The following is a 25939-nucleotide window of genomic DNA, read 5'->3' as shown; positions in this document are numbered from 1 at the left end:
TAAAAGGATTTTTAAACAAAGATAAAGAAAATGAAATATAGAAATTGCAATAATATACTTTAGGAGAATTTTGATATGGTTAAAGAGTTTAATAATAGAGACGTGGGATTGAGTAGATTCATAAGTTTAATTTTAAGACATAAGCCACATTCTGTTGGTATAACCCTTGATGAATTTGGTTGGGCAAACGTCGAGGATTTAATAAATGGAGTGTGTGAATGTGGCAAAAAAATAGATATGCAGACTCTTAATCGTATCGTTGATGAAAACAATAAACAAAGATATAGTTTTAATGAAGATAATACAAAAATAAGGGCTAACCAAGGGCATTCAGTTGATGTGAATATTGAATTTGAAGAAAAGATTCCACCACAATATCTCTATCATGGTACATCCGAAAGATCTTCCGCTAGCATTATGGACTTAGGAATTCAAAAGCAAAACAGACAATATGTACATTTATCTTTGGATATTAAAACCGCTTATGCAGTTGGTAAGCGCCATGGAAAACCTATTATAATGAGAATTGATGCTGAAAAAATGCATGAGGATGGGTTTAAATTTTACCTTTCGAAAAATATGGTATGGTTAGTAGATTTTGTTTCAGTAGGATATGTATCAATTGAGACGGATATAAGTGAGTGAAATGGTTTCATGAGCATTAAGAGAGGGGAGAAGATAAAATATGGATTTCATTGAATTAAAGGATAGTGGTTTTCAAAAAGTAGTTAGAGCAGCTTTGAAAAAGCTAGATGGAAAATTAAAAAGTGAGGATTTAATAGGGGTAAATGGTATATTGATTACAGATGAAGATGTGGATGGAATACAAATACCATGGCACTGTGATGCAGATGTATTTAATATGACTTTTCCAGAAGTTATATTTAACATTAATAATTCGGAAAATGGTAAGTGGCTTGAAGATTTGAAGCTATTTCAACATATTAAGTCTTTATATTTATATGTAGCTGTAGATAATTTATCTTTACTAAATGAATTTACAGCCTTGAAGGAGTTATATATAAAAGACTCAAATGAAACAGAATGGTCCTTTATTGAAAATATGCTTATGCTTAGATATTTATCGGTGCATAAAAGTGGTTTTAATGACATTACACCAATAGCTATTCTTTATAAAAAACAGTTAGAGTTTTATAATAAAGGTAAAAATGATGTTAATGATCAAAAGTTTAATTTTTTTAGTGGATTAGAAAATCTATATTTAGACGACTGCAACATTTCGGATATTTCATCACTTTCAGAATGTAGTTATCTTTCAGATGTAAATCTTTCACATAACAAGATTCGTGATTTAAGTCCTCTTTCAAATTTATCCTCACTGTACTATTTAACAATCAGGTATAACAATATTACGGATATTAATCCACTTAAGGGGTTAAAAGGTCTTTATTATTTAAATCTAAGACACAATCATATTGTAGATATTTCTATATTGAAGGATTTTGAAAACAGCAATATTAGGCGTTTGTTTTTACAATATAATAACATCACTGATTTTAGTTCTATTTATAACATAATGCTTATAGATAATGATATCTTTGATGGCTTTGGAAAAAATAGAATTTTAAGGACTAACATTGCAGAAAGAATACCAGAACAGTTTTTAGGAGACTTGAAATTTAACGATGAACTGTCTCAAATATACAATCCACAATTAAGAAAATCTATAAGAAAGTATGAGAAAATAGGCTTATATTATGGAATGGATGAATGGAATAAGTGCAAAAGGGTACATTTGCTTTTAAGCAATAACAATAAGGAAAATGATGAAGGCAAAGATTTTGAACGTAATATTCATACTTCCTCGGTTAGAAAAATTGTATTAGAAAATAGTAATACTAATATAAGACTTATTACCAGAAATTCTCAATATGTTTTCACTGGAGATCCACAAAAAATACTGGAGTATTACAATAAGAACTTTTCAAAGACTAGTGTAGTGAAAAGTATAAACGTTAATAAAATCAGATGTAAACTATGTGGGGATACTATTGTAAGTGAGTCTGTACATGATTTTAAATTTTGTTCTTGCCACAGTATTGCCGTGGATGGTGGACAAGAATATTTACGCAGATGTGGTAACGAAGAAAATTTTGAAGATCTAACTGAATATGGAGAAATGTATGAGTAAAATTATAGAGCGAATTGATATAACTATAGATATTCCTGAATCCTATTTGGAGTTTGTTAAAAATTTAGAAAAATCAGACGTTGAAGCCTATTTTGTAGGAGGATGTGTTAGAGATGCAATGCTTAATATAGAGTATCATGATTTTGATTTATTTTGTCTTTGCGGCAAGGAGTATTTTCTAAGCAAAAATAAGGATTATGAAGTAGTGGTAGATTTTGAAAGAGTTTTAATAGTGTGTGATGAATCTACAGGTAATTATTATACAATGAGCTTTGCTGAAAACTTTGAAGAGGATTTTTCTTCAAGAGATCTTACGATAAACAGTATATATTATGACTGGACATGTAAAAAAGTTTTTGGTTTCCAAGAGAGTTTTGAGGATTTAGAAAATATGATTCTAAGACCAATTAACAATGAAGTTTTTCTACAAGATGATTTGAAGAAATTAAGAGCTATTAGGTTTAATTGTAAATTAGAAGATTCTATTATTATAAGTGATCAGGTATGTTTTGAGTATGAGATTGACTTAGAAAGTATTAATACAAAGTTTAAAGCTTATAGACTTAGAAATGAATTTTTCAAACATAAAGTAGGAAACCTTGGAAGATACGGATTGATTAATAAAATTATTAAAAAGTTGATGGAATTTGATGTAAATGTTTAGTGCTCACAATAGAAGTTAAAAATAGGTGATGAAAATAAGAAAAGAATTAGAAGATAAACTACTGGATAGATTTAATAAAGAGAAACGCTGGTAAAGATGCGGGTAGAAAGGAATAAATATGATATATATTACAGGTGACATTCATGGTTCAAATGGTATTAATAGATTAAATGATGAAAACTTTCCAAAGGGAAAATTTTTAACAAAAGAAGATTACGTCATTGTATGTGGTGATTTTGGCCTTATATGGAATGGTTCAGCGGAAGAAAAATATTGGCTACAATGGCTTCAAGATAGGAAATTTACTACTCTATTTATCGATGGAAATCATGAGAATTTTGATCTTTTAAATAAATATTCTTCTGAATATTGGAATGAAGGAAAATTTCATATTATTAATGACAGTGTAATTCATCTGATGCGAGGACAAGTATTTTATCTTGAAGGAAAAACCTTTTTTACTTTTGGGGGTGCCACATCTATAGGTAAAGTATATAGAACTGAAAATATATCCTGGTGGAAAGAAGAAATGCCAACTGTTAAAGAAACTGAAGAAGGCCTCAGGAATCTTGAGCTAAATAATTTGAAGATAGACTATATTTTAACTCACTGCGCTAGCAGCAAAACACTTGAAATCGTCAGTCGTTATTGTGGTTTTAAAGGTAATTATGAAATTGATACTTTGAATAAATATTTTGATAGTATTCAGACTGATATTAAATATAGGCATTGGTATTTTGGACATTATCATGAGGATGTTTTAGATATTTTTGATAGGCAATCATTACTTTATGAAAAGATAGTAGAAATATAATTGTTATTTCAAGGGTGGATTTATGACACTATTTTATTTGATAAGGCATGGAGAAGAAACGTATCAATATGTTAACGAAAGAAAGTTTATCGGACATGGTAGGGATTTAGCACCATTGACTCAAACTGGAATTAAACAAATAAGCTTCTTGAAAGGAAGGATTGTATGATAAACAATAAAAAGGTAGAAATTGCTAATGATACGCTAAATATTATAAAACTAGGATATTATCAAACTAGAAAGGGCCCTGTAAAAATCAAAGATTACTTGCAGTTTGCCATTAAAAATACTGTATTATATAATCCGGATATGGGTTCTATTATAAATTCTAAATTTAAAGAAATAGAAGTAAATGATTCGAATAAAGCAATAATAGAAATTACAAATGAAACAACGTTACAGGCAACTGAAAGACTTAGCGAAGAAGGAGATAATAATCTTTGCTGTTTGAATTTTGCTTCTGCTAAACATCCAGGGGGAGGGTTTTTAAAAGGATCTGTAGCACAAGAAGAAACCTTGGCAAGATCTTCAGGGTTATACCCATGCATATCTCAAATCCAAGAAATGTATAATTATCATCTATATGATAAAAAAACCGCACTTTATTCTGATTATATGATTTACTCACCAAAAGTACCATTTTTTAAGGATGATAATGGAGGTTTGTTAGAAAATCCATATTTAGCATCTGTAATTACTTCAGCAGCAGTAAATGCGGGAGTGATTAAGCGCAGTGAACCTTACAATATTTCTAAGATCGATGAAGTTATGATAAATCGTATCGATAAGATACTTTCAATAGGAGTAATACATGGGGTGGATTGCATAGTCCTTGGAGCATTTGGGTGTGGAGTCTTTGCGAATGATCCAAATAAAGTTGCTGATTATTTTAAAAGTATACTATTAAATAGTGATAAATACACATCTTTATATAAAAAGATTGTATTTGCTATATATGATAAAACACCTAATAAAAATAATTACAAATGTTTTAAAGATATATTAGATTGCAAATAAAATTAGTAACAATGATGTTACTCAGACGGTTGATATGCGTACATATTTTTCTTTTATAAAATCTTATTTTTATAGTGTTTTGAAACTAGGTTAATGCCTTATTATGTAATTAACACTGATGATATTAACTTGAAATTATTTCTATGCTGCCACTAGGATTATAAAGAACGTAACGTGGAAGATTTATGAAAGGAGATTTAGCAGGTGAAAAGAACTTTTATAATAGGAGATTTACATTTTGGACATGACAATGTAATTAAATATGAAAACAGGCCTTTTGATGATGTTAAGCAAATGGATTCAACGTTAATTAATAACTGGAATAAAGAAGTTGCATCAGAAGATAAAGTTATTGTTGTTGGAGATTTTGGATTTTATAACAAAGAAAAAACTAAGGAATTATTGAGTAGACTTAAAGGGTATAAGGTACTTATCATGGGAAATCACGACAGAAGAAGAGGGAATAGAAGATGGTGGAGTGATGCTGGGTTTGATGAGGTTATAGAGTATCCAATTATATTAGAAAAATGCTATATATTATCTCATAAACCTATAAGTATGAGTGATGATATGCCTTACTTTAATATTCATGGTCATGTCCATAGTAATACTCTTGAAAGTGATAAATATATAAATGTTAGCGTTGAGGTAACCGGGTATAAACCCGTAGATTTTGAATGTATAAGAATTTTGAGAGAATCTTCAAATACATAGGTACTACCTGAAAATTAAAGGCGGGTTAATATGATCTCTATTACAGTAGAAATATATATATTCAAAACGAAATAAGAAAATTAGAAAGTGCTACAGGGAGCTGATACAAAAGCTATGAAAGTGTTTATAACAAGTGATATCCATGGAAGATTTGATTTACTTAGTAAGATTGTAGAGTTTATCAGAGATAGGGAGGATATAGATTGCATAATCTTATGTGGAGATATAACAGCAGATCATGTAGTTAATTCTTTTAATGAGCTTGAAGATAGACAATACCAAGATTATAAAAAAAATATGAAGATATTGCATCAATTAAATAAAAGAGTTTTATTTATTTTAGGTAACCACGATGTTTTTAACGTTGATAAGGGGGATGCAAATTACTTACCTTATTGTAATGCAGAAGAGTTCAATAAATTCGTACCTATAGAATATAGTAATTTCATTATGTATGGAACAAAGCGAGAAGGAAATGAACAAGATATGGTGTCTAGGATATTGAAACTTAATATAGATAATAAAAGTATTATCATATCACATCTTCCACCATATAAATGCTTAGATAAAACTAATAATAGTGCTTATTGCGGCAGTAGAGCTATCAGAGATATGATAAAGGTAAAAAAACCTGCATATTTTTTCTGCGGACATGTACATAATGCCTTTGGTTTTAGAAAGCTATATAATACATTTGTTTTCAACGCTGCTTGTGATGAAACTACGGCAAGAGGATGGATTGTAGATTTACAAACTGCGAAACATGAAAAAATAATATTATATTAGAAACTTGATAAAGAGAATTTAAAAGTAGCTGCAGCAAATAATAATATAGATCCCAATATTGACCCAAAGCTTTAATTGAACTATATTAAGAGAATGTTTAAGAGGTACTCATGATGTAAAGTTAAGAAATGAATAAGGAAAGCATTGATAACTTTGAATTGGTAAAGAAAATTAAACGCTTGAACAATGTAGGTAGATAAAATTAACAATAAGCAGATGAAATATTTTGAAAGCTTTAGATATAAGAATTAATACAAACTGCTGAGTTAAAAGAGGAAGTCAAAATCATCGAATTTAGAAATAACCAATGATTTTACAAGAAATGGGTGAGAGAGACATAATATAGAACATTTTATAAGAGCTAGTGATCATAATAATGGTGGTATTATATATAGTATTAAAATAGTAATAAGAAAAAAATCATTTTAAATAGGGGAGAGTGCAACAATAGGAAACTGTGGAGTTATGATTAGCACAATACAAAGAGATGCGGGATTAATGATGGAGCTAACTGAATAAAAATAAGAGCATTAAGGAGATAGAAGAATGAGAGCAGATACAATTGAAAAATTAATTAAAGAGATAGAAGAGGAATATGTAAGCTGGTTAAAATTGACTGTAAAGGATTATCCTCATTGTTGTTTATTAAGTTCAGAAGTAATAGGCAATTACTTGCGCAATTTAGGTTACAATGTAAAAGTAATAGTAGGGAAAATGGAGGTCGAACATTTATATAATCGCTATGAGATTGGTAAGCATGCTTATATAAGAGATATAGATACGGAAACTATATTTGACTTTACTTGTGTTCAATTTAAAGCACTATTTGAAAGAGAATTTTTTAAAAAGGTAGTTTGCACTATAGATTCTTGTCACTATCTTCATAGTAATTATGTTGATGGTGAGGAGTGGATTATAGACGTAGAGATTAGTTCTGTAAAAGAGATAAAATTTAAAGAGTATTTAAATCAGATAGAAAAATTGGATTATTTTAAGTATGCCAGTTCATTGTTGGAACAAGACCAAACCCAAATACTTTAATTTGCTTTTTTCTTATAAAACGTCACAACTAATAAAACTGAATAATCCCTTGAAAATACCGTATTATTCAATAATATGGTAACTAAGGCACTTGAAAAGGTGTCTTTTTATAATGTCGAGAATGCGTTTTTCACTATATTATAAAAATAGCTACCGTTGCTAAATTCGATTTATCTATACCTCTAGCAACTAAGAACATATGTATGTAATAACTCATATTCCGCTGAATGCATAAAAACTTAAGCAATTTAATGTTTTATACAGTTTTTAACTTTAAATGGTGTCAATTTACGAATATTAAAAGCATTTTCATAATAGTTTTTCTGTTATATTACGAATATTTACGGCGGAAATTTAAATATAGTAAATATGAAAATCATTGTGCGGAATATGAGTAATAAAAACATTAGTTTTCTTTTGCATTTCAAATTATGCACATCTGATTAGTTTGCACTATTTTTATAATGGTTTGAAGATATTTTTATATTAAAATGTGTAAATGATAATATTTATACCACTTGGTTTACAAATTGGAATAACTACAATACTATAATATTAAGAGGTGTAAATGAAAGGGTGTAAATACATGCTACAGAAGTTAGCAGAATAACACGCTCAACAAAACAATTATGTGAAGTTATAGAGCTAGCTAAGATTACAAAAATTAAATTAGTGTTAGGAACCTTTATTGTAGATTGTACAAAACAACTTGATCCGATGACGGAGGGCATGCTAAAAATGATGGGTGTGTTTTCGGAGTTGGAGAGAAATATGATTTCAGAACGTGTTAAAAGTGGTATGGTTAATGCTAAAGCTAAAGGGAAATTAATAGGTAGACCTACAACTACTATAGAAGATGTTCCAGTTGCAGTAACTAAAGCATATAACCTATTAAAGAATGGCAGAATAAATAAGAGTGAATGTGCTAGAATGTGTGATACATCAAGACCAAGTTTAGATAAGTATATTAAAATTATTGAAGCAGCAGAAGGTATTTAGATATCTTCTTTTTATATTATCTCATAACATTATTACAAAGGGAATACTATAAACGTACAACACCAAATAACAATAGAAGGGTTACAGCAATAATTAAGCAATCTACAGGGCCTACTGATGAAGTTATAGAAAATGATAATAATAGTACAAGTAAAGTTGCAATAACTAAACAAGATAATAATCTAATTGTAATATAAGAAACTCTAATTATACTATTGAGGTATTAGAAAGTGATTTTAGATAATTGTTATAATAAATGTTGAAAGTCTCTTGCAAAAGAAGGGAAAAACATGAATACTGTAGAAGGTTATATTTAGTTTTGAAAATAGTATCAAAATTAATATCAATATAGATTATAAATTTGCTTTTATAATAAAAGATAAAATTATAAGTTTTTGCTGAAATAATCAACAGTTAATTGTGGAGGTAAATAGAGAGTATGCAAGAATATTCATCAGGATTTACATCGGAAAGAGTAATAAAAAATGAAATGACTCAAGTTATAAGGTTATATTTGCAAGGTAAAACAAAGGATGAGATTAGAGATATCGTTATAGATGAAAATTTATTTAATATGAGAAGTGTAGCTGCAATTAAGGAGAGCTTATCAAAGATAAATCGCAGGATTAATTACCTAGATGAAAATTTAATGCGAATTTATGTAAATAGCAATAGCAATGATAGCATGGCAATTTTATTTTATACATTTTTAAGTTCATTTAGGATTGCTAGGGAATTCGTTGTTGAAGTGATTTACCATAACTGGTTTAATTATAAAAAAATAGTGACAACTGCTGATATTAATTGTTTTTTCGATGATAAAGCTCAGCAGAGTGATGTGATTTCTAAATGGACAGAAAGTACATCAAAGAGAATAAAAAATAGGGTGCTAGAATTTTGTACGCAATGTGGTATATTAGAAAAGGAAAAGGGTGAGTTTAACATAAAACCTTTACAAATAAGTGCTGAACTAAGAAATTATATAAAAGATAATGATGAATACAAGAAAATTTTGATATATATTTTATTAGAATAGAGGGTGAGAACCATGGATGAATTATACGATTTTATACATAGTGATAAGTTTCTCCAGGGAATAGGGTTGGCTAATGAAATGCCTTATTACATTTTTGATTATAATCCAAAAGAAGAGCTTAGAATGAGAAAAGAAATTGAATTTATTATTGAAAAATCAAAGTTGAAGATATTGGAAATAGATTTGTTTCAAATAACATGGGAGATATTTAAAGATGAAGATATGGAAGAAATATTTGAGTGTGAAAAAAATGAGGGAATAAGAGGAGTAATAAAAGATATAATTGCTCCAGTTATTGAAGAAGGATGTCTTATAGATTTAATTGTAAGTAAGGCTGAAGGCTACGAAATTCTTTTTATTAATGGAGTAGGAAGTGTATTTCAGTTTTTAAGATTACATGAAGTTTTTTCTAAACTTGGAGATAGAAATATTAAGATGCCAGTTGTAGGGTTTTATCCAGGTACTTATACTACTGAAGTTTTAAATTTGTTTAATATAATTGAAAGTAAAAATTATTATAGAGCATTTAAAATTAATTATTAAAGGGGAATATTAATATGGGGAATGATATCAAAATAAGTGAACTTTTTAAAAAAGAAATAAAACGAAATATACAAGGGGTTATACAGGCAGGACAGCAACAGGATGACATTGTTTTAGATGAATTAAATGAGTATGTAATGACAGATGAAGTTAGTAAAAGAATGGAGGAATTCTATAACCATTATGCGGTGACCTTAAATCAACCAACTGATAAAATGGGAGTTTGGATTTCAGGTTTTTTTGGCTCTGGTAAATCACATTTACTTAAAATTCTTTCTTATCTAGTTGGTCATAGAGTTGTAGGTGAGCAAACTGCATATTCATTCTTTCCCAGTAAGACTACTAATAATAATTTGCTGGAGTTAATGAAAAAGGTGGATGAAGCTAAAAGTGATTCTATACTTTTTAATGTGGATTCTAAAACTACAACGAATAGTAACGAAAATGAGAAGATGCTAGATGTATTTTTAAAAGTGTTTAACCAATTCATGGGATACTCAGCTACGGATTGGATTGCAGATATAGAAAGAAAGTTAGATGAAGAGGGAAAGTATATTGAATTTAAAAATGCATTTAAAGAGATTCAAGGAGCAACCTGGGAAGCCAGTAGAAGTAGGGTAACTCTAAAAAGAAAGGCATTCACAGAGTCGCTAACAACCATTGGATATGATGACGAATCAGCAAGAACTTTTTTAGATATAACAAGGCAGAGTTTTTCAATTGACACAACTACTTTTGCAAAGATTGTAGCAAAATACTGTAAGTCAAGAGAGAAAGGTTATAGGCTAATTTTTCTAATAGATGAAATAGGGCAATACATAGGTGGTAATAATGAGTTAATGTTAAATCTACAAACCATAGTAGAGGACTTGGGTAATTTTACTCATGGTCAAGCTTGGGTTGTAGTAACTTCTCAAGAAAAACTAAACGTAGAAGATGGGGACGGATTTTCAAAGATTCAAGGAAGATTTGCAACTAGATTAACTCTTTCAAGTGCTAACGCAGATGAAGTTATAAAGAGACGTTTGCTAGAGAAAAAAGATGCAGAATACAATTATTTGAAGACTAAATATGAAACTCGCGAGCAATCTATAAGAAATATGCTGACTTTTGATGGAAATAATACTACCTTACTCTCGGGTTACAAATCTAGTGATGAGTTTTCAGAAAGTTATCCTTTTGTATCCTATCAATTTAACCTTTTGCAGCAGGTTTTTGAAAAGGTTAGAAAAAAGGGCGAAGCAGGTAAAAGTTTAGCCCATGGTGAACGTTCTATGCTTAATGCTTTCCAGGTTGTTGCTGTAGGCATGGGAAATGAGGATACGGACAAGTTAGCTATTTTTGCGGATTTTTATGATACCATGGAAAATTTTTTAGATAGCTCTGTAGTGAATACTGTAAGAAAAGCTGCTACTAAAGGGGAGTTAGATAATTTTGACTTGAAGGTTTTAAAAACACTTTATATGATAAAGGATTTGGACTTTATTAAAGCAAATTTAGATAATATAACTACCTTGTTTATTGATAATTTAAATGCTGTAAAAAACAATATAGAAAAACAGGTAATACATTCTTTAAATCAGCTTACATTTAAAAGGCTTATTGAGAAGCTAGCAGACGATTCCTATAGATTTTTAAGTGATGATGAACAGGAAATGAATAATGAAATAATGAAGTTCGGTATGGAAGACGAAAAAATTAAAGGGAAAATATCGAGAGTTTTGTTTGGTCAAATATACACAAAATCTAGCGTTAAAACTGAAAGAAGCAATAACTTTCCTTTTAATAAAAGATTCAATGACCATTCAACAGGAAATGCCATAAATAACATTACACTGCAGGTTTATAGTGGAGATGTACAGGAAACAAAGGCTAAAATGGATTCTGACTCAGGGAATTTGGTTATGCTTTTACCATCAACAGCTAAAGATTATGAAGGATTTTTTAAGTATGGAGAACAAGTTTTAGCTTACAATATAAAGTCTGGGGCAAATTTATCACATTCACAAAAGAAAATATTAAATGATAAACTGGATCAAGTAGATGAATTTAATAAAAAAGGGAAAGAGGCTTTGGAGGTTGCTTGTAAAAATGCAAAATTCTATATTCTAGGTACTGAATATACATATTCAGGAGAGGTAGTAAGCCAAATAGATAAGGCACTTGAGGAGCTAGTTAAAAATACTTTTACAATGCTCAATTATATTGATACGGTTATTCCTCTTAAACAAGCTAGGGAAACAATATTAGAATATGCTAAAAATGGACCGACTTATGAAGGAGATGTATGCGGTCAAAAGTCTAATTATCTTGCAACTGAGGAGCTAAAGAAATTTTTAGAAATTGAAGGCGCTTATGGAAAGAAAACTTTAAGAGAAATCGTTATTAAGTTTTCTGATATACCATTTGGATGGAATGAAAATGATACATTAAGCTTAGTGGCTTTATTGTTAAATGATAATAAGATTAAGCTTAAATATCTTGGAGAAAAATTTAGTGGAGAACATAGTCATTTTATTGATAGAATGATGAAAGTGCCAGAGCAGGAAAAGGTTGTTGTGGAACTTGAAGTAGAAATTCCAAGAGAATTAAAAGGTAAGATTATTAGGGTGAGTAAGAAGCTATTTAAGGTATCTGAGCAGGGACAAACTTATGATGCAATTGCTGAGAATATAAAATTAAACATTAATGAGAAAATGATTAAACCTTTGCAAGTAATAAAGTCAACGCAAAAACTACAAAATTCTAATTATCCTTACCCTGGAAACATGATGATTATGAAGCTACAAAATGAAGTGGATGAATTATTATATATTACTGATAGGGAGAAATTTGTTAAGGAGATTATAGAAAGAGAATTTGAAATGGAAGATTGGTTTATAAATCAAGATAAGCTTAGTAGCTTTTACACTAAAAGCCCTATAAAGGTATTTGATACAGGGGTTAAATATCTCTTGGAGAAAAGAGAAGAAATACATATAGTATCTACTAAAAGTATAGAGATTCAAAATGTTAAAGCTGAAGTAGAAGGGATATTAAAGGATGAAAATCCTTATGGTAAAATACCAGATATCACTTTACTAATAGATAAACTTGATAAAAAATTAATAGAAGAAAGAGAAAAAGAAAGAGAAGCACAACGTATAAATATAATTAAAGTCCAAAAAGAAATTAATGATATTGAAGAGTTTTATATGAGCAGTGATAAAATATCTGATTTTATAAAGAAGAATAAAAAGAATATTATTGATAAAATCCAAGGCTTTGATAAATTAGAGAGTTTTACGTCAATTATTGCATCAAGCTCAATATTAAGCCAACAATTAGAAATATTTAAAAAATCCTTACAGGAATATATGGATACTTTAGCAGCAATTAAACCTATAGTTAATGATCCAAATCCAGAAAAATATAAAACTAGAGCTAAAAGAGAAATATCTGTTACTAGTATTTTAAATAAATTAATTAAAAAAGATATTGAAATTGATTCTCTTCAAAAACTGGAAGATTATTTAAAGGATTTAAAAGATGCTCTTAAAGAAGAATTAAAAGATATATTAAAGGAAGAAGATTTAGTCATAAAAAAATAAGACTTTGAGGTGAAACTAATGGATAAAAGAATTTTAAAAGAATTTTCAGCCAGTGCAAGAACTGAATTAATAAGCCAGATTACACTTAAAGCTAATAGTTTTGGAATATATAGAGACAGTGACACTGGAATTATTATAGGAACTGATTATGTTACAATAAACGGAAATAAATATGACTCAAGCTATGCAGAAGCTTATAGCAAATTGCTTAAAGCAAAAGCAAATAAAGGCTTCGACATGTTGATGGAACAGATAGCTTATACTTGGTTTAACAGATTTATTGCTTTAAGATTTATGGAGGTTAATGATTATTTACCTTCACATATAAGAATTTTATCCAGTGAAATAAAGGGGAAAGTGTATCCAGATATATTAGAGCATTATGATGAATCTGGTTTATCTTTAGATCTTGATGAAATAGATAATTATATTAAATTAGGTAAAAATCAAGAAGCCTATAGAAAGCTTCTAATAGCTCAGTGTAATGAACTTAGTGAAATGTTACCCTTTCTCTTTGAAAAAATAAATGACTATACAGATATGCTTCTACCAGAAAATTTGTTAACACCAGAATCAATAATAAATAAACTTGTTAACAATATAGCAGAAGAAGATTTTTATGAAGTAGAAACCATAGGTTGGATTTATCAGTACTATATTTCTGATAAAAAAGATGAAGTTATCAATGCAAAAAAGAAATATAAAAAAGAAGAAATACCCTTTGCAACACAACTATTTACGCCAGACTGGATAGTAAGATATATGGTTCAAAACTCATTAGGAAGGTATTGGGTGGAGTCCCATCCTGAGCAAAATGAACTAAAGAAGGAATGGGAATTCTATCTTGAAAACCCTAATCCAGAATCTGACTTTGAAGAGAAAATAGCACCATATGTAAATAAGGATTTAAAGGTTGAGGACATTAAATGTTTTGACCCATGTTGTGGTTCAGGACATATATTAGTGTATATGTTTGATGTGTTATATCAAATATACGAGGAATGTGGATATATGAGTAGAGAAATACCAAAGCTTATCATAGAAAATAATCTTTATGGCCTGGATATAGACGATAGAGCTTATCAACTTGCTTGCTTTGCTGTTATTATGAAGGGAATGAAATATAATAATAGACTTCTCAGAAGTATAGAAAAAGAAGGAATAAAACTAAATATAGCGTCTATACAGGAAACTAATACTTTATATGAGGATAATGATACAACCAATGAAAGTGATATATTAGATCACAACGATATAGCTTATATAGCAGGGGAAGCCGCAGGTGAAAATTATGAAAGTACGAAGGCTTTTATAGAGCAATTTAAAAATGCTAAAATATATGGTTCTCTTATAAAGGTAGAGGAATTTGATAAAGAATTTTTAGAAAAGAGATCTGAATATATATTTAATAATCCAGTAGAAAAGATAGAATATCAAGCTTCAAAAAACAAACAAGTAGATGAATTATTAGGAAAATTAATAAAACAAGCTGATATAATGAGTAATATGTATGATGTATTGGTGACTAATCCACCTTATATGGGAAGCAAATATATGAATGATGAATTATCTAAGTTTCTTGAAAAAAACTACAAAGAATCTAAAATAGATACCTGTACTGCGTTCATGGAGGTTGATGAAATATATGTAAAACCCTATGGCATGTTAGCCATGATAAACCAACACTCTTGGATGTTTTTATCTAGTTCCGGAAAATTAAGAGAAAATATAATAAACAAAAGGACTATATATTCTATGCTTCATCTTGGTACAAAAGCCTTTGAAGAAATAAATGGAGAGGTTGTTCAATCCACTGCATTTGTTATGTTAAAAAATAAAGTGGAAAATTATTTAGGCAAATACATAAGATTAGTTGATTTTAATGATTCCATGGAGAAAAAAGAAAAAACTATTGAGGCAACAAAAGATGAAAATGTTAGCTATAGCTATACTTGTAGCTGTAATAATTTCAGGAAAATATCAGGGAGTCCTATTGCTTATTGGGTAAGTAAAAATGTAAAAGAAATTTTTGAAAGTAATAAATCTTTATCTAGCATTGCGGCTCCAAGAGTAGGACTACAAACTGGAGATAATAGCAGGTTTTTAAGGTTATGGTATGAAGTAAATAATTATAAAATATTTTTTGGGTGTAATTCAAGAAGTGAAGCTAAACAAAGTAATGAAAAATGGTTTCCTTATAATAAAGGTGGAGCATTTAGAAAATGGTATGGAAATAATGAATTTGTAATCAATTGGGAAAAGGATGGGCTTGAAGTTGATAATTATAGAGGCTCGGTTCTAAGGAATCCGAATTATTACTTTAGAAAGGGAATAACATGGTCTGATATAAGTTCTACAAATTTCGGAGTTAGATATTCAAAAGATGGTTTTATATTTGATGTTACGGGTTCCATGGTTTTTCCAGAAAAAGATTTAATACTATATTTAACAGGTTTTTTATGTTCTAAAATAGCAAGTGAATTTTTGAATATACTAAATCCAACGATGCACTTTCAAGTAGGTAACATAGGAAGTTTACCTATAATACTCTTACAGGATAATATTAAAGAAAGAATTGATGAATTAGTAAAAGAAAATATAATTATTTCTGAAATAGATTGGAATACATTTGAGATATCTTGGGATTTTAAAAGACACCAATTATTACAATTACAATACTCAGGAGATATACTTGAGAAGGTATTTGTTAATTGGAATGTATTTACCAATGAACAATTTACTAAACTAAAGACTAACGAAGAAGAACTAAACAAAATTTTCATGGGAATATATGGGCTTCAAGATGAAATGACACCAGAAGTTCAAGAAAAGGATGTAACTATAAGAAAAGCAGACAGAGAAAGAGACATAAAATCATTCATATCATATGCTGTAGGCTGCATGTTTGGTAGATATTCACTTGATGAAGAAGGGCTAATTTTTGCTGGTGGGGAATTTGATCCATCAAAATATAAAATATTTCAAGCAGATACGGATGGAATATTACCGATTCTATCACAAAACTATTTTGAAGATGATGTTACAACCAGATTAGTTGAGTTTATAAAAATAACCTTTGGAGAAGAAAATTTAAATAAAAATCTTGACTATATTGCTGAAACTCTTGGAAAGAAAAATGATGAGTCTTCGATAGATGCTATAAGAAGATATTTCATAGATGGATTTTATGCTGATCATTGCAAAGTATATAAAAAGAGACCTATATATTGGCTAGTGGATTCAGGAAAGAAGAAAGGGTTTAGGGCACTTATTTATATACACAGATATAATACAGAAACCTTGGCTACATTAAGAGTAAACTACCTGCTTCAGCTTCAATCAAAATATATTAATGAAGAAAAGCAGATAAATAAATATCTTGAAAATGAAAATTTGAGTGTTCCAGATAAAAAAAATTATAATAAGAAATTACTTAATTTATCTCAAATGCAGACTGAACTGTTGGCATTTGATAAGGTTTTAGATGAAATAGCTAATAGTAAGATTGCATTGGACTTGGATGATGGGGTTGTTGAAAATTACAAAAAAATGCAGGGGATACTTGCTAAGATAAAGTAATAGGTTGTAATATTATTGAAAGACAGAAAATGTAGTAGAAGTACTAAACTAGATGAAAGTAATCTAATGGAGGAGTTATTCAATGATGAAATTCATTTATAAAGAGAAGATATATACCTGGGATGAGTGGAACCATGATCAATCTAATTTTATTAATAGTATAGAGTTGCCGGAGGATTTTAAAATTGATATAAATATAAGAGAAATTAGCCTAATGCATGATATTGAATATTCGATTGCAATAGATAAATTCATTGAATTATATTCAATGATTGCAAGTGCTAGATCAGCATTAATAAATGCTTTTGAGAAGTTCTATGATAGTAATATCATTTCTTGGGATAGTGGTTACAAGGGTCAATTATGGATGAGGTATCAGTATCTGAAGAATGCTATCGTTTGGTACAATTCTTGTGAAGATTATATTTATCAGATAATATGGTTTGCCTACACATTGTATCCTAAAGCAATAAGTAGTGAAGAAAGTTATTTGCTTAATTTAAAGAAATGTAACTATGATCAAATATTAAAAATACTAGGAAAGCTTGAAGGTGAAAATGAAGATGCAAAAGATCTAAAAGCGAAACTAAAAGAGTATAGGGATGACCCTGATGTTAGTTTTTTAAGGGAACAACTTGCGAATAACCTCAAACATAGAGCTAATATTCAAGTTAATGGTCTTGAATATACAAGAATGATGGGATTTAGCAAAATGTCAAAGGATGGTACTGAAGAATTTAATGGTAAATGGATAGAACCAAGGTTAATAGATATTGATGAAACTATAGAAATAATTAAAAATGTTCATATCAAATTAGTTGCACATGGGAGATTTATTTTGAATTTTATGAATTTAGAGAATATGTTTTGTACTAATGAGGAAGGTAATAAAATATTAAATAGAATAAGGAAAAAATCTGATTATAAAAGAATTGATTACAACAATATTAAAAAATAAATAAGAAACAAATACATAGGGGTTATCAAGGTACTAAAGCTAGTTGAAATTAGTACCTAATATTAGGATATTTAATAGTACAAATGGTATAATAATAAGTATCAAAATAGAAAAAATTATATATTAGTTTCAAAAACATAAGATATAATATGAATTATATAAATAATATTAATAATATTAATAAGAAGGTGAAAAAATGCAATATATAAACAAATTAAATATTGTTAATTTTAGAGGGTTAAACAATGTTGAACTAACTAATACACAGCAAATTAATATATTAGTTGGTGATAATAATTCAGGCAAAACATCAATACTGGAAGCCATTCAGCTTTTAGAGTATCCTAAAGAACCTGGAAGTTTTGTGAAAGTTGCGAGAAAGAGAGAAACTCAATATTCCCTTACTACTTTTGGAATGTTAACGCCTTATGAATCCTTCATGAATATGTTTAATAAAAAATACAAAAACAAAATGATTTGCTTAGAAGCACAAATAAATGATGAAACAATAAATTTAGAAATTAAAGGCTATGAAGAAAAAATTCTTATGGAAATACATGATAATGAAAAAATTTGCAGTCATCAATTTGATTTAGGTGATAATAATGGTGAAATGAAATCTTTTATAGGTAAATTTAAATTAATTGAATCAAATGTTGAAACAGTATCTAATTTTAAATTTGATGAAAATGACAAGAGTTTTAAAATTAGTAATGATGAGAGTTTGAGATTGATGAAAACTGATTATCTATCACCCGTAGATCATTATGCCCAAAACAAATTAGTTAAAGTTATTAGTAATGCAGTAAAAAGCGGTGGTAAAAATGATATCATTGAAATGCTAACCGCCTTTGATAAAAATATAATTGGATTAGAATTACTTGGGGAGGAAAGAAGGACTGTCCCATATTTGCAGCATAATAAATTAGGACTAATTCCACTTTCAGTATTTGGAGATGGAATTAAAAAAGTGATTTTAATAGCATGTTCAATACTAAGTTTAAAAGACGGAGTATTACTTATTGATGAAATAGAGACTGCAATTCATACAAGTGCATTAAAAGATTTTTTTAAGTGGTTTGTGAATGCATGCAAAAAATATAATACTCAAGTTTTTATTACTACTCATAGCGTTGAGGCCATTGATGCAATACTTGAGGGTTCAAAAGATCATCTAAGTGATATTGTTTGTTATAGGTTAGAAGATGATAACAGTGATATGTATGTAAATAGAATCTCAGGAGAAAAACTGTATGGTATTAGAAACAATTTGGGATTGGATGTGCGATAGTATGAAACATTATTATTTTATTGTTGAAGGACCACATGATGTAGCTATGATTGGGAGGGTTTTAAAACTTTTAGGTGTAAAAGAAATCAGATCACTTAATGATATTTCTAATTTGTGGAAACAACTTATTCCTAATAAATATCCATTCAGTGAGAATAAATTAGACAGAGTAAGTCCAATTCCAAGTTTTTATCAAAATGAAAATGTGTCTGTAGCCATAAAATCAGCGGGAGGAGATTCAAAGCTAATATCTGAGCTTGATTTGACAATTTCTGCTTTTGCCAGAGAGGACTTAAAACAAATAGAGGGTATTTTAGTGTTTTGTGATGCAGATGAAAGTACGCAAGAAGAGAGATTTAGCCACTTTATTAAAGTGATAAAAGAAAGTAGAGATTTATCATTTAATGAAAGTTGCTTTGAAAATAAAATTGGAATGTTTAACGGGGTAAACATAAAAGCTGATATTTATATGTTCCCCAATAATGAAAGCAAGGGTACCTTGGAAGATTTATTACTTCAAGGTGCCAGTGTTGTATATAAAGATTTATTAGTATCTGCTAATGAATACGTTACAAATGTTGATACTAAATATAAAAATAGATGGTCAATATCAAGTGAAAAAAAGGTTTTGATGGGTTGCATGACAAATATTTTAAAACCAGGAAAAGCAAATCAAGTGTCAATATCTGATGATAAGTGGGTTAGTGAGGCAACAATCACTGGAAGCGAAGATATTAAAAAATTATACAATTTTATAAATGAATTTATTTTATAGAAAATAGTAAAAGAGAAGTGGCAGTTGTTGAATCGGTATCAACTACTGCTATTTTTATAGATATTAGTAAATAGATATAGAGGGTGAAAATATGGATTTAATAGAAAAGTTAGTGGAAAAGTTTAATGATTGCGACCCGCGAAAAATAGTCTTTTGGTATGATAAAAATAGTGATAGGGATGTAGATGCTCTAATTATTGAACTGGAAAAAAACAATATAAAACTCTTTAGAATTACAGAGAATAATAGCTTTAAAACTAGATGCCAAGTTGAAATTTTAGATAAAGATAGCGATTATTTATTATATGGGGATTTTGAAAGACCAAATAAAAAGGAAAATCCACTTTTAGATATTTTGCTTTACTCTGAAGAATTTAATGCAGATGATGTAGCTCTTATAATTGATAGATATCACCTTGAGCATTTAAATATGAGAGATTTTATAAAAAGTTATATAGGATTTTTCAATGATAATAAAAGGTGCAAAAAACTCGAAAGCCTTCTACCTGATTTTTCATCAGAAGAGGAGTTAATATTAGGTATATTATGTGTATTGTCAAAGGCAAATTCCTTGAATATAGAAGATGTAGTTAAGGCTGTTTTGATTAAAGGGTTTGATGAAAACGATAATGAAGCCTATGAATATATTAGAAAGTTTTTTAGTCTTGATATATTTTGGAAGAAAGTCTACAGCTATTTTGGTATAAATTCAGAAGAAAAAAGCTTGAAACTTTTGATGGATACCATAATTTATTGCCACTTTACTTCTAATTTAAAAATTGATTTTACTAAGGACTTTAAACACATGTTTAATTCAACGCTGCCAAATACCTGCAATATTTTTTTAGAAGACTTTATGAAATATAATAAAGGTACCTCTGTTATAAAAGAGTACATAAATAGCCTTGAGATTAAGTGGGATATAGGTAACCTTTTAAAAAAGCAATCCTACTTTGATTATTATAAATGTCATACATTTAAAGTAATTGAGCAGTTTTTAGTTTTAAAATCCATTGAAGAGATGTTTAATGAAACAGTTAATTATGAGTTATGGAAGGAAATTTTATCATATAGAAGGTCTTCCTTTTGGATGGATGATGAAGGTATAAATAGTAATTATAAAATTCTATCAAAAGCACTGGAGCTTTATAATGAAAAATTAAAGTTTGGGAATCAATATGCCCCTGAAAATGTTATAGCATGGGCTAAACAATATTCAGAGCAATTATATAAAGTTGACAGGTTTTATAGAAACCTAATTAGTGAGTTTAAAAATGCAAATCAGCCAGAAATATTGTTTAAAACTGTAGAGTATTTTACTAGTTGGTATAGTAACTATTATCTTGAAAAAGTTGCTGAATGGACAGATGAAATAGTAAATAAAGAACTAGCGAGCAATTACTTTATAGACAAAATGCTTATGCAAAAGGATTTTTATGGTGAAAAGATAAAACCCTTGATGGATAAAACCACAGAACGGGTATTTGTTATTATTTCAGATGCCTTTAGGTATGAAATTGCTAAGGAATTAGAAGAAGAACTTAAAAAAAGGATAAATTCTGAGGTGGAAGTAATCCCGGCTCTAGCATCTATACCTACTTATACTCAATTAGGTATGGCTAGTCTTTTACCTAATAATGAGTTTTCAATTGATGAAAATGGTGTTGTATATATAGATGGACTAAGTACTATGGGAACTGAAAATAGGCAGAAGATTCTTAAAAGCTATCAAGAAGGGTCCCTTGCTATGAAACTTAATCAATTGACTTCACTTAGTAAATTAGAGGGTTTAGAGATTATTAAAGGTAAGAGACTTGTATATCTCTACCACGATAGAATTGATAAAACGGGGGATAGTTCTGCTTCGGAGGCATATACTTATGAAGCAGTTGAAGCTGGTATTGATGAACTTAAAAATGCAATGCAAAAGCTTCTTGGAAGCTATGGTGCTGTAAGAATATTTGTAACCAGCGATCATGGGTTTATTTATCAGTCTGAAAAAATAGAAGAAAAATATAAGGCTATAGCTGTGAATGGAAACATATTTGATGGAAACAGGCGTTTTGTGATAGGTAAAGATTTAATTGTCACTGATGGAACTAAAAAAATGAATTTAAATTATATAGGATTAAATGCTGAAACAGTTATTGCCACAGGGCTAAATAGGTTCAAAGTAAAAGGTGGAGGACTTAGGTTTATTCATGGAGGAGCTATGCCTCAAGAGGCTATTATTCCTGTATTGTGTTACAAAGAGAATAAAGGAGTTAGCAAGCGAAAAGAAGAACAAAAGGTTGACATTAATATTGCTAGTAGCAGAACTATAACAAGTTATAATTTTAAGGTGATATTTTTTCAGGAGCAAAAGGTTGATGATAAACTGTCAAAAAGAATTTTAAAAGCAGGTTTTTATCAAGGGGAAAATAGGATTTCAGATGAAGGTATATTTGTGTTTGGTTCCATGGAGGAAGCATCCAAAAGAATAGTTGAAAAAACATTTATATTCCAAGAAAAATCTTATATTGTTGGTGAAAATGTTGTATTAAGACTAGAAGACATAGAGAGTTCAAAATCATATAAAGATATTCAATATGAATTTAAAATTTATGATTCATTTTAAACATAGAGAGGAAGGTCGGCATGATTAAGGTTGGGGATATTGTAAGGGGAACTGGATGGCCTGAAACAGTAGAGATAAAAAAAATAGAACTAATAGATGGTGAATACTTCATAGTTGAAGCTCTTGGGAAAAATACAAATAAATATTATGAGACACTTATGGATAAAATCCAATTAGAAAATGTTCTGAAGCTAAACATTTCTGATTCGAAAAATGAATTTATGGATACAAGTACATTTAAGCGGTACTTAGAATATCTTTATTTTAAAATTGAACAGAAATACTCATCTTCAAAAGCTTTAGGTGGCAAAAACTTAATACCTTTACCACATCAAATTGAGGCAGTTTATGGTACTATGCTACAAGCTCCACAGGTTAGGTTTCTACTGGCAGATGATCCGGGAGCGGGTAAGACAATAATGGCAGGCATGTTAATAAGGGAATTAAAAGCCAGGGCAATTGCGCAGCGTATTTTAATTCTTGTACCTCCATTAGTTTTAAAGCAATGGCAGGAAGAACTAAAGTCAAAGTTTAATGAGGATTTTAAAATAATAACAAGGAATACTCTAAATGAAGGAGATGGTAAGAATCCTTTTGATGAGTATCCTCTGTGCTTGGCATCTTTATATTGGGCTGCAAGACATGATGTAAAGGAATTATTAATAGAAGCAAATTATGATATGCTTATTGTGGATGAAGCCCACAAAATGGCTGCTTATACCCAAGGAACAAAAAAGAAAAAAACAAAGAAAACAAAGATTTACCAACTTGGAGAAGCAATACTAAAAAAGACTGAACATAGACTTTTGCTAACTGCAACACCTCATAAGGGTGATATTGAAAATTACAGGCACCTGCTTAAGCTTGTAGATGAAGATATATTCGCTAATGTATCTGTAGATACAAATATTAAAGAGAAAAGCAATCCATTTGTTATAAGGCGGCTAAAAGAACAAATGGTTAATTTCGATGGAACACCTATATTCCCAGAGCGAAAAACTAAAACTTTGCAGTTTGATTTAAGCAATGATGAATTAGAGCTCTATAGGGATGTAACTAATTATGTTAGCGAACATTTTAATAGAGCAGAGCAAAGGGGGAATAAAGGCACTTCTTTTGCAATGATGTTGCTTCAAAGAAGATTAAGCTCATCAATTGATGCAATATACTTCTCCCTTGAAAGAAGACATGCAGCCCTATTTAAGTTGTTAGAAAGCAGTATTAAAGCACAAGATGATATTAATATGCGGCTTGAAGATATTGATTTTGAAGATTTAGATGACGAGTCATATGATGACCAGGCTGAAATTGAAGAATTATTAGAAAAAAGTGAGGATTCCATTGATATTAATGAGTTAATTAAAGAAATAGATATTTTAGAAGGACTTATAAAAAAAGCAGAAGCAATTAGAATAGAAGGAACTGAAAGGAAATATATTGAATTAGAAAAAACTTTGTTTGGAGAAAATGGCATCATCGAGAAAGGTGAGAAAATTATAATATTTACTGAAGCTGTAGATACATTAAATTTTATTGAAAATAAACTAAAAGATAGAGTTTCAGGAATTGCTAAGATTATCGGTAAATTTTCTATGGATGAGAGAAGACGACAAGTCGAATTATTTAGAAATGAATTACCTGTAATGCTTGCCACAGATGCTGGTGGTGAATCAATTAACCTGCAGTTTTGCAATCAGATGGTAAATTACGATATTCCCTGGAATCCAAATAAGCTAGAGCAACGTATGGGACGTATTCATAGAATTGGTCAAAAAAACAATGTTGTTGTTTTCAATTTGGTAGCGAAAAATACGCGTGAAGGCGATGTTATGTATAGGTTGCTGACCAAAATGGAACAAATGCAAGAGGATCTTGGAAAAGAATTAGTATTTGATTTTATTGGAGAAATTCTTGAAGATAACAATATAAGTCTTGCGGCTCTTATGGAAGAGGCAATTAGAAATAGAACTAATTTAGATGAACTCGTGAGTAAAATGGAGAAAACATTATCAGAGGAACATGCGAAATTAATACAATTGACTAAAGCAGAAAGTCTTGAGGATAATGCTTTTGATTTAACTAGAATGAGAAATAATCAAAATCTATTGAAATTAAAAGCTATTTCATCAAGAGTATATACTGATTTTGTAAATAAAACATTAACCAATAAAAATGTTAAAATAACAAGATCTGGTAGTATATATCGTATTGATAGACTTCCAAAATCTATAAGAGATTTTGCTAGAAAGAAATTAAATATGGGATTCAGTGACTCAAATATAAAATATACAAATGAAGAAGAAAATTTGATGGAATATCAAAGTGAAGATATAGCAATTATGCAAGATGACCATTCATTATTTAAGTTATCAATGCTTTTAACAGAAAGTGAACTTGAAAAAATTGCAATGCAAAAAGTTGAAGTTCATTATCCAACCTTAGAAAAGCTAGATATAGAAATTTATGAAATTAGCATTAGTGATGGTACTGGAAGAGAAATATTAAATGAATTATTGTATGTAGCAACTTCAGAGGGAAATGAAATATTTAAAGTAGACCCATATTTTATGCAATATATAAATATGGACTCCAGAGCTAGAATGGAGAGTGAACAAAAGAATATTCTAACGTCATATGCTATAAAATATACGGAGGAAAAGTTAATTATTGAGAAAAATACAAAAAGTGAAAAATTGGATAAGAAAAGTGAATTCTTGAGGCGTACTTTTGAAGCTCAATATAAAGATACAATTGAAAAACTATCAAAATATAGATCTACAAATGTAGAGAATAATAATAGTGCATTGATAAATCAGATGAATACAAGGCTTATTGAGATTGAAGAAAAAAAGGAAATTAGGATTGAGGAAATAAATAGAGAAAGAACTATTCAGATGAGACCTCCTAAAAAAGTTTTAAAGATAACGCTAGTGCCTGATAACTCCACAAATAAGAGAATCATTATAAATAAGTATGAAGATTTGATTTATCAATATGAAAAAGAGCAGGGGCGAACAAATATTAAAATGCAAAGACAGTTTGGGCTAGTGGACTTCTACAGCGAAACACAAGATGGTAAGCCGAGATATATAATTTTAATTGATGATTTATCATTTAGGTTTGATGATGGTCACCGGAACGATCTGCAAAGAATTAGAGAAGATTTACTTGTTTATTATATTAATAATAATGATCAGATAGTTGAGGTTGATAAAAGGATTTATATATAGGGTGGATTTTATAAAAACTAATAATTTGATAAAAAATTTATATTAAGATGTGATGGTAATGTCTTTTATTATTTCTGTAATAAAAACAGGAGATTTAGGTTCAATAAGGAAAAATTAAAAGATATTATCTTTA

General features: G+C 29.2%; 18 protein-coding genes. All 18 read left to right on the top strand.

Annotated features, from left to right (window positions below):
- Positions 1 to 75 precede the first annotated feature (75 nt).
- The 18 genes from G9F71_RS16375 to G9F71_RS16290 all read left to right on the top strand — a co-directional run bounded on the left by G9F71_RS16375 (position 76) and on the right by G9F71_RS16290 (position 25806).
- Positions 76 to 645 carry an RNA 2'-phosphotransferase gene (locus G9F71_RS16375; protein ID WP_164950913.1) on the top strand — a complete coding sequence of 190 codons (570 nt, stop codon included), beginning with the start codon at positions 76 to 78 and terminating at the stop codon, positions 643 to 645.
- 40 nt (positions 646 to 685) lie between these two features.
- Positions 686 to 2152, top strand: coding sequence for a leucine-rich repeat domain-containing protein (locus G9F71_RS16370; protein ID WP_164950914.1), 1467 nt, complete (start codon positions 686 to 688; stop codon positions 2150 to 2152).
- Positions 2145 to 2816 (top strand): CCA tRNA nucleotidyltransferase, encoded by a 672-nt coding sequence (locus G9F71_RS16365; RefSeq protein WP_164950915.1) that lies wholly within the window; start codon positions 2145 to 2147, stop codon positions 2814 to 2816. The genes G9F71_RS16370 and G9F71_RS16365 overlap by 8 nt, the downstream gene beginning before the upstream one ends.
- A gap of 118 nt (positions 2817 to 2934) precedes the next feature.
- Positions 2935 to 3630 (top strand): metallophosphoesterase, encoded by a 696-nt coding sequence (locus tag G9F71_RS16360; protein ID WP_164950916.1) that lies wholly within the window; start codon positions 2935 to 2937, stop codon positions 3628 to 3630.
- 165 nt (positions 3631 to 3795) lie between these two features.
- On the top strand, positions 3796 to 4647 hold the full coding sequence (locus G9F71_RS16355) for a TIGR02452 family protein (protein WP_164950917.1): 852 nt from the start codon (positions 3796 to 3798) through the stop codon (positions 4645 to 4647).
- A 204-nt stretch (positions 4648 to 4851) separates the two neighbouring features.
- Positions 4852 to 5361, top strand: coding sequence for a metallophosphoesterase (locus G9F71_RS16350; RefSeq protein WP_164950918.1), 510 nt, complete (start codon positions 4852 to 4854; stop codon positions 5359 to 5361).
- A gap of 114 nt (positions 5362 to 5475) precedes the next feature.
- Complete coding sequence (locus G9F71_RS16345; protein ID WP_164950919.1) at positions 5476 to 6147, top strand: metallophosphoesterase; 672 nt, start codon at positions 5476 to 5478, stop codon at positions 6145 to 6147.
- A 546-nt stretch (positions 6148 to 6693) separates the two neighbouring features.
- On the top strand, positions 6694 to 7188 hold the full coding sequence (locus G9F71_RS16340; RefSeq protein WP_164950920.1) for a hypothetical protein: 495 nt from the start codon (positions 6694 to 6696) through the stop codon (positions 7186 to 7188).
- 582 nt (positions 7189 to 7770) lie between these two features.
- Complete coding sequence (locus G9F71_RS16335; protein WP_164950943.1) at positions 7771 to 8187, top strand: recombinase family protein; 417 nt, start codon at positions 7771 to 7773, stop codon at positions 8185 to 8187.
- 439 nt (positions 8188 to 8626) lie between these two features.
- Positions 8627 to 9223: a DUF1819 family protein gene (locus G9F71_RS16330; protein WP_164950921.1), complete on the top strand. Its 597-nt coding sequence runs from the start codon at positions 8627 to 8629 to the stop codon at positions 9221 to 9223.
- 12 nt (positions 9224 to 9235) lie between these two features.
- On the top strand, positions 9236 to 9766 hold the full coding sequence (locus tag G9F71_RS16325) for a BREX protein BrxB domain-containing protein (RefSeq protein WP_164950922.1): 531 nt from the start codon (positions 9236 to 9238) through the stop codon (positions 9764 to 9766).
- A 14-nt stretch (positions 9767 to 9780) separates the two neighbouring features.
- Positions 9781 to 13356, top strand: a complete 3576-nt coding sequence (gene brxC, locus G9F71_RS16320; protein WP_164950923.1) for a BREX system P-loop protein BrxC — start codon at positions 9781 to 9783, stop codon at positions 13354 to 13356.
- An 18-nt stretch (positions 13357 to 13374) separates the two neighbouring features.
- A complete protein-coding gene (gene pglX / locus G9F71_RS16315) occupies positions 13375 to 16935 on the top strand; it encodes a BREX-1 system adenine-specific DNA-methyltransferase PglX (protein ID WP_164950924.1) in 3561 nt (1186 codons plus the stop codon).
- Between the two features lie 82 nt (positions 16936 to 17017).
- Positions 17018 to 17893 carry a hypothetical protein gene (locus G9F71_RS16310; protein WP_164950925.1) on the top strand — a complete coding sequence of 292 codons (876 nt, stop codon included), beginning with the start codon at positions 17018 to 17020 and terminating at the stop codon, positions 17891 to 17893.
- 196 nt (positions 17894 to 18089) lie between these two features.
- The gene (locus G9F71_RS16305) at positions 18090 to 19184 is read left to right on the top strand and encodes an AAA family ATPase (RefSeq protein ID WP_164950926.1); all 1095 of its coding nucleotides are present in this window, start codon (positions 18090 to 18092) and stop codon (positions 19182 to 19184) included.
- A complete protein-coding gene (locus G9F71_RS16300; RefSeq protein ID WP_164950927.1) occupies positions 19147 to 19959 on the top strand; it encodes a DUF3226 domain-containing protein in 813 nt (270 codons plus the stop codon). The genes G9F71_RS16305 and G9F71_RS16300 overlap by 38 nt, the downstream gene beginning before the upstream one ends.
- 91 nt (positions 19960 to 20050) lie before the next feature.
- Positions 20051 to 22576, top strand: coding sequence for a BREX-1 system phosphatase PglZ type A (pglZ, locus tag G9F71_RS16295; protein ID WP_164950928.1), 2526 nt, complete (start codon positions 20051 to 20053; stop codon positions 22574 to 22576).
- A 20-nt stretch (positions 22577 to 22596) separates the two neighbouring features.
- The gene (locus G9F71_RS16290; RefSeq protein ID WP_164950929.1) at positions 22597 to 25806 is read left to right on the top strand and encodes a helicase-related protein; all 3210 of its coding nucleotides are present in this window, start codon (positions 22597 to 22599) and stop codon (positions 25804 to 25806) included.
- The last annotated feature ends 133 nt before the right edge of the window (positions 25807 to 25939 follow it).

The sequence above is a fragment of the Clostridium sp. FP2 genome (genome assembly GCF_011065955.2).
Taxonomy (GTDB): domain Bacteria; phylum Bacillota; class Clostridia; order Clostridiales; family Clostridiaceae; genus Clostridium_AD; species Clostridium_AD tagluense.
This window is presented reverse-complemented; position numbering and strand designations above follow the sequence as displayed.

Coding starts and splice junctions, on each gene's coding strand:
- G9F71_RS16375 (WP_164950913.1), top strand. CDS start 76: ATGGTTAAAGAGTTTAATAATAGAGACGTGGGATTGAGTAGATTCATA.
- G9F71_RS16370 (WP_164950914.1), top strand. CDS start 686: ATGGATTTCATTGAATTAAAGGATAGTGGTTTTCAAAAAGTAGTTAGA.
- G9F71_RS16365 (WP_164950915.1), top strand. CDS start 2,145: ATGAGTAAAATTATAGAGCGAATTGATATAACTATAGATATTCCTGAA.
- G9F71_RS16360 (WP_164950916.1), top strand. CDS start 2,935: ATGATATATATTACAGGTGACATTCATGGTTCAAATGGTATTAATAGA.
- G9F71_RS16355 (WP_164950917.1), top strand. CDS start 3,796: ATGATAAACAATAAAAAGGTAGAAATTGCTAATGATACGCTAAATATT.
- G9F71_RS16345 (WP_164950919.1), top strand. CDS start 5,476: ATGAAAGTGTTTATAACAAGTGATATCCATGGAAGATTTGATTTACTT.
- G9F71_RS16340 (WP_164950920.1), top strand. CDS start 6,694: ATGAGAGCAGATACAATTGAAAAATTAATTAAAGAGATAGAAGAGGAA.
- G9F71_RS16330 (WP_164950921.1), top strand. CDS start 8,627: ATGCAAGAATATTCATCAGGATTTACATCGGAAAGAGTAATAAAAAAT.
- G9F71_RS16325 (WP_164950922.1), top strand. CDS start 9,236: ATGGATGAATTATACGATTTTATACATAGTGATAAGTTTCTCCAGGGA.
- brxC (WP_164950923.1), top strand. CDS start 9,781: ATGGGGAATGATATCAAAATAAGTGAACTTTTTAAAAAAGAAATAAAA.
- pglX (WP_164950924.1), top strand. CDS start 13,375: ATGGATAAAAGAATTTTAAAAGAATTTTCAGCCAGTGCAAGAACTGAA.
- G9F71_RS16310 (WP_164950925.1), top strand. CDS start 17,018: ATGATGAAATTCATTTATAAAGAGAAGATATATACCTGGGATGAGTGG.
- G9F71_RS16305 (WP_164950926.1), top strand. CDS start 18,090: ATGCAATATATAAACAAATTAAATATTGTTAATTTTAGAGGGTTAAAC.
- G9F71_RS16300 (WP_164950927.1), top strand. CDS start 19,147: ATGGTATTAGAAACAATTTGGGATTGGATGTGCGATAGTATGAAACAT.
- pglZ (WP_164950928.1), top strand. CDS start 20,051: ATGGATTTAATAGAAAAGTTAGTGGAAAAGTTTAATGATTGCGACCCG.
- G9F71_RS16290 (WP_164950929.1), top strand. CDS start 22,597: ATGATTAAGGTTGGGGATATTGTAAGGGGAACTGGATGGCCTGAAACA.